Here is a 14570-nt window from a genome sequence, read left to right as displayed (position 1 = left end):
TGCATGTCCGCTTTCCTTAATAAACTTCGAACTCCGTCGACCCGGAACTATCTTCATATCCGGATAAAGTGGTGTTTGCTTCAACCTGATAGATTCCGGTGGGCGTAAACATATCTGTTCCTACCGTCCAGGAAGCCTCCCCGTCGTCATTGGTTGATTCTGTCTGTGTCATTGTTGTCCCGTCCGGACGTGTGACTGTGAAATCAACATCCGCTTCCGGCAACGTGTTCCCATCATTATCCGTAACATTGGCATTAATATCTACGTTTTCCCCTCTAAAATAAACATCATAATTTGTTGCCACGGACGTTTCTTTTTCACCATCGGGGTCGGGGTCCGGATCAGGTGGTGTGTCACCGCCGGCCGCTTCTACGGCAGCTAAAGCATCCACGATGCCATTCCCGTATTCGTCAACATTTCCCGCGTCCCGGGCGGTATCATTCATGATGGCTCGCACATCGGAAACGGGAAGATCAGCATCAACGGCCCTCATCAACCCTGCCACGCCTGCTACATGGGGGGCTGCCATTGAAGTTCCCGAAAACTCCTGATAACCATTTCCGGGAACCGTACTGTAAATGTTCGATCCCGGTGCCATTAACTCAAGCCCATCTCCATAGCTCGAAAATGCCGATCTTGTTTCGTCTTCGTCTACCGATCCTACTGCAATAACACTCTCATAAGCTGCCGGGTAATCAATACTGCCGATTCCCTCGTTGCCTGATGCCGCGATAACAACCGACCCTTCATCTGTTGCTGTCTGAGCGGCTTCGTCAAAGCTTTGGTTATATCCCCCGCCGCCTAGCGACATATTAATAACATCAGCGTCATTTTCGGCAGCATACAGCACGCCTTCTATAATATTGAACATTGATCCTGTACCATCATCCCCCAATACTTTCACGGGTATCAGGGTTGCTTCTTGCATCACACCAGATACCTCTCCGTAACTGGCGATCGTCCCGGCAACATGGGTGCCGTGTCCTTGCTCATCCATCGTTGTTCCATCTCCGACAAAACTTTCGCCAAGATCGGTATCGACATAATCGCTTAAGCTTTCATGATTATGATCAATCCCTGTATCCAAAACGGCTTGGGTCACATCGCTCGATCCGGGATTAACATCCCATGCATCTAGCGCATTGATCATTTCATAATGCCATTCTTGATTCGGATGCTGGCTGGTGGACGGTTCTTCCAAGGTTTGCATCTCATAGTTTTCGGTAATATCCCGAACGGTTAATCCCAGGTCACTGACTGTCTCTTCCAGCTCATTTTTCGCATCTTCAACAGATTCAAAATCATCCGCTGAATAGGTTGTTAAGTAAACCATTCCCATATTTTCAATCGTTTGTTCAACAAAACCGCTGTCCAGTGCTTGCATAGCATCCTGATCGTGCACATCAAGCAAGGAATCAGTGACTTCAAACCCCTGATCCTCTAGATCTGACGCGTGCATTTGGTCATTGGTGTCTTGAATCCCCATTTGCTGGCTATCTTCCCTTTCAATGGAAATGACAAGTTCCCCATCAATATGGTCGCTGCCTTCAGACGAATTTGCACCACCCCAATCAGGTTCGTTCGCATACATGCCTGCCGGAACAGATAAAATCAGCATGAACATGATAAATGAGTAACCGCACTTCTTCATACTTGTACATTCTCCTTTCATTTTTGTTAATAATATTCAGTTTTTTATCTTAAAAAGAAACAGCCAGCACCCTTTTACCAAATTTTACTATTCAACATGTATCCTCACAGATTCATAGATTTGTAGCAAATGGATTCTATCAATATCACACCAGTTTAGATGCTTTTATATGGATAGGGTGGATGATAAATCCTTTAAACTTCTATTTTTAGCAAAATTATGCATATAATTATAAAACGTAAAAAAGCGAGGGTTCATTCCCCCGCTTCTTATATCGCTATGATTTATTTAACGTCTGGTAAATATAGCATTTCCGTCGATACCGGAAAATATGTCGTCCGCTTCATCTTCTTTCTCTTCTTCTAGTGCTTCATCATTTCCTGTTTCTTTTTGTTTGTCCTCCTCGAATGTTGCCTGAGTCTCTTGTTTGTTTCTCCGTTTTGGTTTTGATCCCTGTTCATGCATGAATTGAAGCAATTCCTTTGAGGTTTCAATATCGCGAATATCAACGTTTCCGAAACGCTCTTGCATGACCTGGACGAGAAAAGAGAGCGAATCGCGAATGTTGGACTGCGCATCCAGCCATTGATTGATGGACTCCGGGTCACGTTCGGTGCCTAATTTCCACGTATACGTCACTCGCTGTTTCGCCATAATAACACCTACTTGTTATAAAGAAGTTTTTCGTTTAGGACTTTTAAGCCATTAATGTTCATGTTCACTGCATACTCTTCCGGTATCCAAATCACTTCGATTTTTGCTTCGCTCGCATAATCCAAAAGGTCTTCAAAAAGATCATCGTAAAACTGGATGCTTCCCCCGCCATAAACCATGATTTTATCAACTCTGCCCGCTGTATTCATCGCTCGTTCTTGTAAATCTTCCAAAATGAGTTGCGCTTGTAGGTACCTTGCTTCATCCAAGCTTTCCACGGCTACATCATGCAAATTATTGGTTTCATCTTGATAAATGTTCATAAATTGCTGCCGATTTAAAGCAAGATGGCCCCCAACCTCATTTTTTAACAGTTTTATGGCTTCTTGCGTTGCATGTCCAACGCCATGCCTTGCTCCATCACAAAGGTCAAGCACTGCATTTTTTTCTTCCGTATAGATATACTCGGTCGTGCCGTCTCCAATATCCGCGTGTAAAATATTCTGATCGGCCATGTCCTTTGGTTTCATCCGAGAATCATATTGTTCATCATAATGTTTCAAGATATCCTCTTTTGCCGTTAACAGAGCATAAAGCGCGGGAACCCCTTCTGTTGTGACATTGACTTCATTAAATTTCACCATAACCGTAACCATTTGGTCGGCTACATAAAGGATGACCGTGTGTGTTCGGCCTTCCAGCCGCTTCTGCAAATGCTCTGCCCGTTCGTTGGTATGTTCCGATGCCGGGATAGCTGATGAAAGATTTCCTTCTATTTCCAGGACCTGTGGCAACTCTTCATTTGCCTCATAATACGTTTTTACTTCATTGCCGGCGATCATTCCGAGACAAACAATTACGGGAATGTCATGTTTGTACTTATTTCCAAGTTTAATATTTATATTTTCCACCATATCGTTAATCTTGCTCGCGCGATTTCCGACAAAATACGCACCGTTCTTCTTAATCGCGTCGCTCGTCACATGGATAAGCAGATCCTCTTCAATACGTGCAATACTTTCCGCAAGATTGGTATCAGCTGTTTCGGGAACTCGATTCACTCTCTTTACCACAGAAGGTTGCGTTAAAAAACGATCCTCGATGTACATTTTTGTCTCTGAATTTCCGATATCCGCTGCCATTAACATAGCATATCCTCTCCCGTCATTCTTAATCATCAGATGCTTTTGGATTCTTAATGGAATCTTAAATAATTCTTCAGTGATTCTTTTACCATTCTTTTTAGATTATTTTTGATGGCAATCGAGTTTTTTGCTGGATTTCCCTTTTAAAAATAGATAAATGGATGATTATTGAGTTCTTAATGGAATCTTTATGTATCTTTTTATCATTCCTTTCGGATTCAAAATCTATCCCTTTAATTAAATAGATTATACTATGGATCAAGGGGAGAAGCAAAATCTTTCCGTAAATTGATAGAATCGTCTCGTTTTAAAGAGGAGCCATCATCAATATAAATCCCCTCCCCTACCCTGCCTATTCAACCCGAAAAAAAGAGCAGAGATAACTCTGCCCTTACACGTTAAACCTAAAATGTACCACATCGCCATCTTGGACGATGTAATCTTTGCCTTCCAATCGAACTTTCCCGGATTCTTTAGCCTTTGCCGTGGATCCATAAGACTTTAAATCCTCATAGGCAACCACTTCGGCACGTATAAAACCACGCTCAAAATCAGAATGAATGACACCTGCGGCTTGAGGAGCTTTCATCCCCTTCCGTATCGTCCAGGCACGCACCTCTGGTTCGCCAGCAGTAAAATACGTGTTCAAACCAAGCAAATCGTAAGCGGCGCGAATGAGGCGATCCAACCCTGCTTCTTCAAGGCCGAGGTCTTCCAAGAAAGACGTACGGTCTTCCCCGTCCAACTCCGCGATTTCCGCTTCAATGTTTGCGCAGATCGTGATCACTTCCGCACCTTCCGTTGCCGCGATTTCACGTACTCGCTGCACATATTGGTTGTCCCCTTCAGCCATTAAATCGTCTTCGCTCACATTTGCAACATACAGGATCGGTTTTTTCGTCAGCAATTGAAAGCCTTTCGCGATTTTTTCTTCATCATCATCCAAATGGACGCTTCGTGCCGGTTTTTCTGCTTCCAGCGCAGTTAATAGCTTCTCCAACACCGCGTGTTCGGCGAGTGCTTCCTTATCCTTTGATTTCGCTTGTTTCGCTACTTTTTCCATGCGTTTGCCCACGGTTTCCAGATCGGCGAGGATCAACTCCAAGTTAATGACTTCGATGTCACGCCCCGGATCCACCTTGCCGGATACATGCGTAATATCTCCACTTTCAAAGCAACGAACCACATGCGAAATGGCATCTACTTCCCGGATATGAGAAAGGAATTTATTGCCCAATCCTTCCCCATGGCTTGCGCCTTCGACAATCCCGGCGATATCTGTAAATTCAAATGCTGTTGGGACTGTTTTCTTCGGATTTACCAATTCCGTCAATACTTGCAATCGTTCATCCGGGACTTCTACGATGCCCACGTTCGGATCGATCGTCGCGAACGGGTAATTGGCCGCTTCTGCACCGGCCTGTGTAATTGCATTAAATAACGTGGACTTGCCTACATTGGGCAAGCCCACGATGCCTGTCGTTAAAGCCATATTCGGTCACTTCCCTCAACTTTCTTCGCTTTCCAGCACTTTTTTCATTTTGCGGGTAAACGTTTTGCGCGGAATCAACACACTATGCCCGCATCCTTGGCATTTTATGCGAATATCCATGCCCATACGGATAATTTTCCAACGATTTGTACCGCATGGATGGGGTTTTTTCATTTCAACAATGTCATGCAATTCAAATGCCTTATCCGCCAACGTTCCCGCTCCTTTCTAAGTCATGTATATTTTTTAATTGAAAAACAGCATGAGCTTCAAAAACAACTTGTATTATATCATATTAGACGGTAAAATCACATTCATTTCTATTGGAACTGTTGAGACAGAAATGGATAAAGCAGCACCGCTCCTAATAAATATAGATTGACGACGCCGTAAAGCGGGTAAAGAAAGCCTACAAGTGTTGAAAAACCAAACACGGTCATCGGCAAAAGAGGGAGGATGATCATCAAAGCAAGTATCCACCCAGGCCCTTTAAGGACGCTGCGAAAGCGGCTCATAAGCCCGAGGATATTGATCGCCGCTGTTGTATAGATAGCAGTGAACAAAAGCACGGTCATCGCAAGCACGAGGATAGACGGATAAGTGCTGAGAATGGAAAACAAGGGAATTTCATATAATAATATATCGTCGGCCACCACAAGTAATGATTGGTTGTACAAATAAGAGACGCCGCCAAGAACAAGGCCGCTGCCCACCGTGGCAATCCAAATTTCTCCTTGATGTTGAATTTTCGGAGCGATTGCCGCCAACACGGCGACAATGGGCAATAAATTCAATCCCATAAACATCAGCGCCGATGGCCAGTTCGATTGGGCCCCCCACTCAAGGACAAATCCGCCGTCACTGGATACTTGAAATAAAATCAAAATGGCTATCAACGCGATAATCAACGCCGGCGTCAGGATGTTATTGACGGTCGTTAACCCATCGATGTCCCATATAAACAAAACAACAAGGAAAAGGCACATGCAGAAAACGCCAAGCCAATATGGAAATTCGAACGTTTCCAACGTTGCGCCGCCACCGGAAATCATGATCCCCGTCGTTGTAAACAGATACAAGATAATCAGCACATCATATACTTTTGCAAGACGCTTCCCTAGTAATGATTGAAGGACAGACACATAATTTTTTGCCCCTTGTTGAATGCTTACCTTTAATACGATTGTGGAACAAATGGTAAAAAGAGCGCTGAATAAAATGATTGCTACTACGCTTTCTTCACCAAAAAACTGCCATATTTCCCGTCCGGAAGCATACCCGGCGCCAACCATCGCTCCCGTCAGTAAAAACATCCATTTCAACCCACGTCCGATCATAGATGTCGCTCCCTTGTCCAATATTCACACGTTCATTTTTTTGCCTAAGAAGCATTGCCCTGATTCGGGACGTATAGAACGGCAAACTTTCCCTTATACTGGGACTAGTATGAAAAAGGAGAGCTGGGTATGTCTTACAAAAGATCTTTTTCCATCGATCAGCCGTTTTCCCATCCATTCCACGTGGACGACATTGCCATGGAAGAACCGCTTTCGCGCTTATTTTTTGAAAAAATTAAATTTTTACCTTTGCACAGGGACATGGTGATCGTTTGTATCGGCACCGATCGGTCAACGGGAGATGCATTCGGACCATTAACCGGCACGATGTTAGCTGAAAACAGTCCCAGGTCATTCCATGTGTACGGTACCCTTCAACAACCCGTGCATGCCTTAAATTTGCAGGAAACCATGAACCACATCCTTGCCAATTATCAGCACCCGTTTCTCATCGCGATTGATGCAAGCATGGGAAAAGCCCAGAACGTCGGGAACATTACATTTGCTTCCGGACCGATTCAGCCCGGAAGCGCGGTAAAGAAGACCCTCCCAGATATTGGGAACATCCACATAACAGCAACCGTAAACGTTGGCGGAATGATGGAATACTTTGTGTTGCAAAATACACGTTTAAACCTTGTGATGAAAATGGCAGACCGGACCTCGGATGCTCTATTGCGTGCAGATCGACGTCTAAGCCGACCCGCCTCTCACAGAACGACAAGACGCAGCCATACGTTTCAACCATCCGCACATGAAATGTCCGCCCCTTCCAAAGAATGAGGCGGACAAATGCACCGAATTAAAAGAAATACAGCAATGCTGTAATGATAAATACAACGGGAATAGCCGGCAGCAGGTTTGCTACTTTCACATCGACGATACCGAGCAGACGCAAACCGATGGCGACAATCATGACTCCGCCGGCAGCCGTCATTTCCGTTATAAACATTTCCAATAGAGGATCAGGAACGACACGATTAATTTGCCCGGCCAGCAAAGCAATGGCACCTTGATAAAGGACAACCGGCACAACGGAAAACAGGACGCCAATCCCCATCATGGAAGCAAAAAAAATAGCGGAAAACCCATCAAGCATCGCCTTCGTGTAAAGCAAGCTATGATCCAATCTAAGTCCGCTATCCAACGCCCCCAAAACAGCCATTGCACCGACCACATAGACAAGAGAGGCCGTGACGAAACCCTTCGCGAATAACCCTTCACCCCCGTTGTTTCCCGCCTTTTTTTCCATCCAATAGCCAAATGCGTTTAAACGCGCCTCAATCTTGCCCCACTCCCCAAGGAGCCCACCGAGAACAAGGCTGCCGATCGTAATCAAAAATTGATCACTTTCCAGTCCCATACCGATCCCCAACAAAATAACCGCCAACGCAATTGCTTGCATGACCGTTGTTTTCACGTTTTCCGGAATGCGTGTAAAGATTAAGCCCAGCAATGCCCCAAGTATGATAGCCATGCCATTTACCAATGTCCCGAGTAAAACCATCGTCGTTCGATCTCCTTCTTTTCACTTACATGTCCTATCCTTGTTATCGTAACAGTTACAGCATAAAAATGTGCAATGCAAAATTATATCACTTTATGTTCATCGCTACTCTGTATTTTTATGTTATAATGCAGAAAATGAATACCTATTCATTTTTACATTTAATTGAAATTTCAGGAAAAAGGAGCGATAACGATGCCCGAAGGAAAAACCGCCATTATAACGGGGGAAGCAATGGAATGGGCAAGGCGATGGCAGAACGCTTTGCTTCGAAAGGCGCCAATGTTGTCATCACCGGAAGAAATGAAGAGCGTCTGGCAAACGCGAAAAAGGACATTCAATCGACAACGAACGCTGACGTCTTAACTGTGCAGATGGATGTTCGTGATCGTGATGATGTCCAACGGACCGTCGATCAAACCAAGGATACGTTCGGACACATTGATATTCTTGTGAATAATGCTGCCGGAAATTTTGTGACTCAGGCAGAAAGTTTATCTCCGAATGGTTGGAAGGCAGTCATTGACATTTGTTTAAACGGAACATGGAATTGCTCACAACTCGTGGGGAAGGAAATGATTGATCAGAAAACAGGCGGCACGATGTTAAACATGATCGCTACATACGCCTGGACCGGTTCACCGGGGGTGGTTCATTCCGCGGCTGCCAAAGGCGGGATTTTGGCGTTAACCAAATCTTTAGCGTTGGAATGGGGGAAATACGGCATTCGTGTAAACGCGATAGCCCCCGGCCCAATAGAGAATACCGGCGGCGTGGAAAAGCTGCTAGCTTCGGATGAATCAGTGAAACAAGTCAAAAAAATGAACCCCCTCGGGGAAATCGGAACGCTTGAAGATATCGCTGATGCCGCTGAATTTCTCGTCTCCCGCCAGTCACGGTTTGTCAACGGTGATTGCATGACCGTCGACGGCGGACAATGGATGGCGGGCAGCAGCAGATTTATGTGATTCCGGAAGACAGAAATCAGAGGCCGGAAGTCAAAGCCAGGCGGGAGATACATCGATACCATATAAAACAGGAGGGACATTATGGAAGCCTTGCAAATCAATACCGAAGAAGGCATACGCACGATAAAACTGAACCGCCCCGAACGGATGAACGCCATCAATGATGAGATCAGTTCCGGCATCCAACAGGCTATTGCAGACGCCTCGTCTGATGATGACGTGCGTGTCATCGTAATCACCGGGGAGGGCCGCGCATTTTGTTCCGGTCTTGATCTTTCAGAAATGCCAAATATGTTTGGCACCCGCCACGAGCAATTGGATGAATTAGGGTGGGTTGGAAGGCAAGCGCTTGCGATTGTCAATTGTGACAAGCCGGTTATTGCCGCTATAAACGGCACAGCAGCCGGCGCAGGGCTATCCCTCGCGCTCGCATGCGATCTTCGATTTATGTCGGGAAATGCAAGGGTGACAACCGGTTATATTCGGCGCGGCCTTAGTCCAGACGCAGGTATGAGTTATTTTTTGCCCCGTTTAGTCGGTCAGGCCCAAGCCGCGCAAATGATCTTTACGGGCCATAATATTGAAGCAGAGGAAGCAGAACACATAGGTTTGGTCAACGATGTGTTTGCCGAGGAAGAATTTCATGAGCGGGTGATGGCTTTTGCCCAAGACATTGCTGCCGGACCGCCCATCGCTCTAACCTTTTCCAAACGTCTCCTGACGGCAGACGCAGACGCCGACCTTACCAAGTTATTAAAACAAGAATACGCATATATTAAGCGCTGTTTTGCCACGAAAGATCTCGAAGAAGGCGTCCAAGCATTTCTACAAAAGCGAAAACCGGAGTTTCAGGGAAAATAAAGAAAGATAAGATGTATGAAAAAGCGAGGCTTTTAAGCCTCGCTCGTACTAAAATAAATACAGTTGATTAACAAGGGCATAACCCTTGGGATATCAAGCTTTATTGCTCTTTGAAAACTGAATCAGAAATTGTTCGTTACTCAATTTCCTACTCTTTTTTCTCCCTTTTATCCCTTAACTACTGAACAGCTGCAGCGGGAATGCAGTCAAGGGCGCGCGATAGCGCGGGCGTAGCCTTTACCCTTGACGGAATGGACGATGCAGCTATCATCCTTCAAGGGATAAAAGGGTAGAGCGATTCAAAAGGATTGCAGGATCTAAGGAGTTTCTTGATAATATCGGTTGGATATAGGGGAAGTGCGACGCCTCCTTGTTGCACATTTTGCATGTGACTTCTCCTTAAGAGTGCGCCCCCTCCTCTTCCGGTACTTCTAACGCGCAGTTTGTTCCTTTGAGTTCTAGTATCAGCGAGGTTGTTGATCCGGTTGAGGCTCTGGGAACTCCTATATCTTGCAATCATAAATTTCTTTTAGGTGGTGATTCACTTGAACCAGCTTTTTTGTGGCATTGATATTGGACTCAAGACCTTCCAATTTTATGCCATGGATCAAGATGGGAAAGCGGTGGGAAAACCCAAACGCTACCCCAACAATCAGACAGGTGCTGACCAATTGGTTGACCATCTCGATGAACTGTTGGAGCAACAAGGCTCCCCCGCCCTCTCTATTGGCATGGAAGCGACCGGTCTGTATTGGTTCCCTCTATTTCACACGCTTCAAGAAAATGAGCGAATCAAACAGTGGGAAACCCGGCTCATTTCCATGAACCCAAAGATCGTGGAGGCCTTCCGCGGCGCTTATCCCGATGTGGATAAAACCGATCCCGTGGATGCATTCATTATTGCGGATCGGGTTCGGTTTGGACGGGGGATCGCTCCCCAACACGTTCATAGTGAACAATATCTGGCCCTCCAACGACTCACACGGTTTTATATTCACCTGACCGAGCAACAGACCAACCTGAAGAATTATGCAGGATCCTTCCTGTATCTCACCTTCAGTGAATGGGTCAGAACCCAGCCGTTCTCTGATCGCTTCAGCGTGACGGCAACCAAGCTGATGAAAAAATACAAATCAGCAGATGCCATGGCTGATCTTACAACCGATGAGCTTCGTGAACTGCTGGTAGACTTTAGCCGCAATTCCTTTCGTGATCCGGAAGAGAAGGCCAGGCAGCTTCATCAGTTAGCCCAGGATTCCTTTACTATCCCGGATGGGTTAGTGGATTCCGTTCACCTATTGGTCAAGCAAACGCTGCAACAACTCGAGTTGCTTGAAAAGCACATCAAGCGCCTGAAAAAACGGATTGAGAAGATCATGAAGGGAATCCAGCATCCTTTCGATTCCCGGCATTGGATCTGTCACGGCTGCTTTATTGATCGCCGAGATCGGAGATGTGCACCGATTCCCCGGTCAAGCTCAGCTAGCCAAATATGCCGGCCTGACATGGAGGAAACAAGCGTCCGGCAACTTCCGTGCTGAAGAAACATTTATGACCAAATCAGGCAACAGCTACCTGAGACACGGTTTTTTAATAGCCGCTCAATCCCTCGTCAACCATAACGAGGAATATCGCGCCTATTACCAGCGGAAGTTCAGTGAAGCCCCTCGCCATTCACACAAACGAGCGCTGTCGCTCACAGCCCGTAAGCTCGTGCGTCTCGTATATGCCATGCTCTCAAATAATCAACTTTACATGGCCCCTGAGGAGCGCACCGAGCAAAAGCAGGAGGTGAAAGAGTCAACGGAGGCTCCTGATGAGTCCGTCGTCGGTGAAACACCTGTTACGCAGCAACCCAATAGCTCTGAAAGCTCTGAACACAAAAAAGTGAAGAGCACGGCTGCTGCAAGGTCGTCATCGCGACAAAAAGAACTCAATGGGTCCAAAAGCCCACCGGAACAATACGCAGTCAACACGTAACTCTTCACTTGCCTTCAATCTAAACAGTTTCAGCATTGAAGTCAAGCGCATGTGAACTGACAATCGTTCCTTTTATAGCCTTTACTACCTTTGTTTTCCAATAACAAAATGAAGGCTTGTTAGGTATACCCAAAATTCGCTGACATGGCATCACTCCTTCAATTGACTCGGTAAATTCTTTTAAAAAATTACTTGACTTTTACCGCAGTCTTATGATCAATGAATATGAACTATACAGCCCCACCGAATGTTCTTACAAACTTCGACTTAGTGCTTATCCTGTCCGAGCAGTTCCAATATGCGCGTCAAATCTTCGTCCGATAAAAATTCGATTTCAATTTTTCCTCGTTTCTTTCCCTTTTTTATGTTAACGGATGTGCCGAAATACGTTTGTAAGGTATCTTCTTGCTCACGAATAAACGCGGAAGGTTCTTGTTTTTCTTTTTTCTTTTTATTTCCGGACCCTCGATCATTGAGACGCTGGACTAGTTCTTCCGTTTGGCGGACATTGAGTTGTTGTTCTTTAACGGTTTTGACTGCATTTGGCATTTCTGCTGCATGCTTGAGACCGAGCAATGCGCGTCCATGCCCCATCGACATTTGTCCGTCACCAATCGTTTTTTGAATGTCTTCCGGCAATTGCAGCAATCGCAAATGATTGGCGATATGGGGACGGCTTTTGCCAAGTTGTTTTGCTAATTCTTCCTGCGTGATGCCGAAATGATCCATAAGCTTCTCGTATGCCCTGGACTCCTCAAGAGGGTTTAGATTTTCCCGTTGCAAGTTCTCAATCAACGCAATTTCCATCATACGATCATCAGTGAATTCCCTAACGATCGCCGGGATAGTTTCCAATCCGCACTTCTGTGCTGCCCTGAATCGCCGCTCCCCGGCCACGATCTCATAGCCCTTAATGCTTGGACGGATAATCAAAGGCTGTAAAATTCCGTTCCGTTGAATCGATGCACTTAAATCGTCGATCGCTTGTTCATTAAATGCTTTCCTCGGCTGATAAGGATTGACACGCAATTCTTTTAACGCGATATGATGAACTGCATCTTCATTCGTATCCAGTTCGCCGGGAAACAAAGCATTTAAACCTCTTCCTAATCCTTTAGGCACCTGCAACCACTTCCTTTGCAAGGTCTAAATATACATCCGCCCCACGAGATTTTGGCGCATACAAGACGATGGGCATGCCATGGCTGGGCGCTTCCCCTAACCGAACGTTTCTCGGAACAATAGTCCCGAACACTTTTTCCCTGAAATATTTTTTTACTTCTTCAATCACTTGCATTCCCAAATTGGTACGTGCATCCAACATCGTTAATAACACACCTTCGATTTGAAGTTCCGTATTAAGATGCTTTTGGACGAGACGTATCGTATTCAATAACTGGCTTAATCCTTCCAATGCGTAATATTCGCATTGAACCGGGATCAAAATCGCCTCTGCCGCTGTAAGTGCATTAATGGTCAATAGGCCGAGGGATGGCGGGCAGTCAATGATGATGTAGTCATATTCATCTTGCACGGGGCTTAACCCTTTTTTCAAACGTATTTCCCGGGAAATAGTCGGCACAAGCTCAATTTCCGCCCCGGATAACTGAATCGTTGCCGGAAGCACAGACAGGTTTTCCACCGGTGAAGGGTAAATGATATCCTTGGCGTCTACATCCTCTGCAAGCAAATTATAAATACAAGCATCCACGTCCCCCTTCTCAATGCCTGCTCCACTCGTGGCATTGCCTTGTGGGTCGATATCAACGAGCAACACTCGATGTCCAATGTATGATAAACTTGCGCTTAAATTGACGGCACTCGTTGTTTTTCCAACGCCGCCTTTTTGATTCGCGATCGCGATTACTTTCGCCAATGCGGTCACAACCTTTCCTTCAGGGCTGCTCGAACAAATTCCCCTGCCGCCGCGGATGTAAAATGTATAACTATTATTTTAGCATGTTTTCAAGAAAAAATAATCTATCATCTCATCGAATGATAGATTATTTTTTCGGAATGCGAATGGTGAACTGGTAATAGTCTTCAAGCTCTTCTTCTTGTTGATCCACTTCCACCCCGGATTTTTCAACCATTTCCAACGATTGGCGAATCGTGTTCATGGCGATTCGCATGTCTTTCGAATAATGTTGTTTCTTCGCGCGCTTCTTTTGCTTAGGCGCTTTTGTTCCCTCGAGCCATTTTTCTGCATAAGCTTCTGCTTCTTTCACACTCAAGGAATGGTCGATAATTGCACGTAACAACTGCAATTGCAACTCTTCTTCTTTCAACCGGATAAGCGCCCGTGCATGGCGTTCAGAGATATCTCTATTTAAAAGTGCCGTCTGCACATCTTCCGGCAAGGACAACAACCTTAGCTTATTGGCAATGGTGGACTGTCCCTTGCCGAGTCGCTGGGCCAAGCTTTCCTGTGTTAAATCATGCCATTTGATTAACTGTTCGTATGCTCTTGCTTCTTCAATGACCGTTAATTCTTCCCGTTGTAAATTTTCAATGAGTGCTAGAGAAGCGGTCTGCGCATCATTAAAATCTTTAACGATTGAAGGGATTTCAGGCCAGCCCAATTTTTTGGCCGCCCGCCATCTTCGTTCCCCGGCAATCAATTCGTAATGTTCATCTCGTTCACGGACGATAATCGGTTGCAACATGCCGTGGGTTTGAATGGTCTGGGCCAAATCATCGATCGCTTCTTCTGAAAAAACAGTACGGGGTTGGAACGGATTCGGTACAATATCTGTTACGGCTAATAAGCGAACTTCCTCATTGCTGCTTTCATCAGCCACTTCCTCACTCTTGTTTGCATCTTCGCTTTTGACATCATCACCTAAACCGAAAAAACGTTGAATGGATTGTTTCACCGTCTCCCCCCTCGTGATCATGAACTCTCTTGTTTTATTTTATCATGACTGATAGATTTGTCCACGCTACCGTTTATCCCGGTAGGTAACCCACCGCTA

Annotated in this window: 15 protein-coding genes; 5 read left to right on the top strand and 10 right to left on the bottom strand. The window is 45.5% G+C overall.

The genetic code is table 11. The features are described from left to right. Window positions 1–16 precede the first annotated feature (16 nt). From EPH95_RS11160 to EPH95_RS11135, 6 genes are all read right to left on the bottom strand, one after another. On the bottom strand, window positions 17–1651 hold the full coding sequence (locus EPH95_RS11160; RefSeq protein ID WP_142090002.1) for a S8 family serine peptidase: 1635 nt from the start codon (window positions 1649–1651) through the stop codon (window positions 17–19). 288 nt (window positions 1652–1939) lie between these two features. After that, the gene (locus EPH95_RS11155; protein WP_142090000.1) at window positions 1940–2305 is read right to left on the bottom strand and encodes a hypothetical protein; all 366 of its coding nucleotides are present in this window, start codon (window positions 2303–2305) and stop codon (window positions 1940–1942) included. Window positions 2306–2313: 8 nt separating this feature from the next. Further along, a complete protein-coding gene (locus EPH95_RS11150) occupies window positions 2314–3453 on the bottom strand; it encodes a ParM/StbA family protein (RefSeq protein ID WP_142089998.1) in 1140 nt (379 codons plus the stop codon). Window positions 3454–3841: 388 nt separating this feature from the next. Then, window positions 3842–4942: a redox-regulated ATPase YchF gene (gene ychF, locus EPH95_RS11145; RefSeq protein WP_142089995.1), complete on the bottom strand. Its 1101-nt coding sequence runs from the start codon at window positions 4940–4942 to the stop codon at window positions 3842–3844. A gap of 15 nt (window positions 4943–4957) precedes the next feature. Next, window positions 4958–5155 (bottom strand): DUF951 domain-containing protein, encoded by a 198-nt coding sequence (locus tag EPH95_RS11140; protein WP_142089992.1) that lies wholly within the window; start codon window positions 5153–5155, stop codon window positions 4958–4960. A 107-nt stretch (window positions 5156–5262) separates the two neighbouring features. Next, the gene (locus EPH95_RS11135; protein ID WP_142089989.1) at window positions 5263–6279 is read right to left on the bottom strand and encodes a YkvI family membrane protein; all 1017 of its coding nucleotides are present in this window, start codon (window positions 6277–6279) and stop codon (window positions 5263–5265) included. Between the two features lie 129 nt (window positions 6280–6408). Between EPH95_RS11135 and yyaC the strand changes: the two genes are divergently transcribed. Further along, window positions 6409–7062 carry a spore protease YyaC gene (gene yyaC, locus EPH95_RS11130; RefSeq protein WP_142089987.1) on the top strand — a complete coding sequence of 218 codons (654 nt, stop codon included), beginning with the start codon at window positions 6409–6411 and terminating at the stop codon, window positions 7060–7062. Between the two features lie 19 nt (window positions 7063–7081). Here the strand turns inward: yyaC and EPH95_RS11125 are convergent, their stop codons facing one another. Next, the gene (locus EPH95_RS11125) at window positions 7082–7786 is read right to left on the bottom strand and encodes a DUF554 domain-containing protein (protein ID WP_142089985.1); all 705 of its coding nucleotides are present in this window, start codon (window positions 7784–7786) and stop codon (window positions 7082–7084) included. 251 nt (window positions 7787–8037) lie between these two features. Between EPH95_RS11125 and fadH the strand changes: the two genes are divergently transcribed. The 4 genes from fadH to EPH95_RS11105 all read left to right on the top strand — a co-directional run bounded on the left by fadH (window position 8038) and on the right by EPH95_RS11105 (window position 11595). Beyond that, complete coding sequence (fadH, locus tag EPH95_RS11120; protein WP_264371940.1) at window positions 8038–8754, top strand: 2,4-dienoyl-CoA reductase; 717 nt, start codon at window positions 8038–8040, stop codon at window positions 8752–8754. 81 nt (window positions 8755–8835) lie between these two features. Beyond that, on the top strand, window positions 8836–9615 hold the full coding sequence (locus EPH95_RS11115; RefSeq protein WP_142089980.1) for an enoyl-CoA hydratase/isomerase family protein: 780 nt from the start codon (window positions 8836–8838) through the stop codon (window positions 9613–9615). A 545-nt stretch (window positions 9616–10160) separates the two neighbouring features. Next, window positions 10161–11156 carry an IS110 family transposase gene (locus EPH95_RS11110; protein ID WP_142088028.1) on the top strand — a complete coding sequence of 332 codons (996 nt, stop codon included), beginning with the start codon at window positions 10161–10163 and terminating at the stop codon, window positions 11154–11156. After that, window positions 11050–11595, top strand: a complete 546-nt coding sequence (locus EPH95_RS11105) for a transposase (RefSeq protein ID WP_227003880.1) — start codon at window positions 11050–11052, stop codon at window positions 11593–11595. Before EPH95_RS11110 ends, EPH95_RS11105 begins: the two co-directional genes overlap by 107 nt. A 267-nt stretch (window positions 11596–11862) precedes the next feature. Here the strand turns inward: EPH95_RS11105 and EPH95_RS11100 are convergent, their stop codons facing one another. The 3 genes from EPH95_RS11100 to noc all read right to left on the bottom strand — a co-directional run bounded on the left by EPH95_RS11100 (window position 11863) and on the right by noc (window position 14471). Then, the gene (locus EPH95_RS11100) at window positions 11863–12717 is read right to left on the bottom strand and encodes a ParB/RepB/Spo0J family partition protein (RefSeq protein ID WP_142089978.1); all 855 of its coding nucleotides are present in this window, start codon (window positions 12715–12717) and stop codon (window positions 11863–11865) included. Then, window positions 12710–13471: a ParA family protein gene (locus EPH95_RS11095; protein WP_142089975.1), complete on the bottom strand. Its 762-nt coding sequence runs from the start codon at window positions 13469–13471 to the stop codon at window positions 12710–12712. The genes EPH95_RS11100 and EPH95_RS11095 overlap by 8 nt, the downstream gene beginning before the upstream one ends. Window positions 13472–13598: 127 nt before the next feature. Next, window positions 13599–14471, bottom strand: a complete 873-nt coding sequence (gene noc / locus EPH95_RS11090) for a nucleoid occlusion protein (RefSeq protein ID WP_227003879.1) — start codon at window positions 14469–14471, stop codon at window positions 13599–13601. Between the last annotated feature and the right edge of the window lie 99 nt (window positions 14472–14570).

Source organism: Salicibibacter halophilus, assembly GCF_006740705.1.
In the GTDB taxonomy this organism is placed as follows: Bacteria; Bacillota; Bacilli; order Bacillales; family Marinococcaceae; genus Salicibibacter; species Salicibibacter halophilus.
This window is presented reverse-complemented; position numbering and strand designations above follow the sequence as displayed.

Excerpts from the sequence above, each read along its gene's own strand:
- EPH95_RS11160 (WP_142090002.1), bottom strand. The coding sequence starts at position 1,651 with ATGAAGAAGTGCGGTTACTCATTTATCATGTTCATGCTGATTTTATCT.
- EPH95_RS11155 (WP_142090000.1), bottom strand. The coding sequence starts at position 2,305 with ATGGCGAAACAGCGAGTGACGTATACGTGGAAATTAGGCACCGAACGT.
- EPH95_RS11150 (WP_142089998.1), bottom strand. The coding sequence starts at position 3,453 with ATGTTAATGGCAGCGGATATCGGAAATTCAGAGACAAAAATGTACATC.
- ychF (WP_142089995.1), bottom strand. The coding sequence starts at position 4,942 with ATGGCTTTAACGACAGGCATCGTGGGCTTGCCCAATGTAGGCAAGTCC.
- EPH95_RS11135 (WP_142089989.1), bottom strand. The coding sequence starts at position 6,279 with ATGATCGGACGTGGGTTGAAATGGATGTTTTTACTGACGGGAGCGATG.
- yyaC (WP_142089987.1), top strand. The coding sequence starts at position 6,409 with ATGTCTTACAAAAGATCTTTTTCCATCGATCAGCCGTTTTCCCATCCA.
- EPH95_RS11125 (WP_142089985.1), bottom strand. The coding sequence starts at position 7,786 with ATGGTTTTACTCGGGACATTGGTAAATGGCATGGCTATCATACTTGGG.
- fadH (WP_264371940.1), top strand. The coding sequence starts at position 8,038 with ATGGCAGAACGCTTTGCTTCGAAAGGCGCCAATGTTGTCATCACCGGA.
- EPH95_RS11115 (WP_142089980.1), top strand. The coding sequence starts at position 8,836 with ATGGAAGCCTTGCAAATCAATACCGAAGAAGGCATACGCACGATAAAA.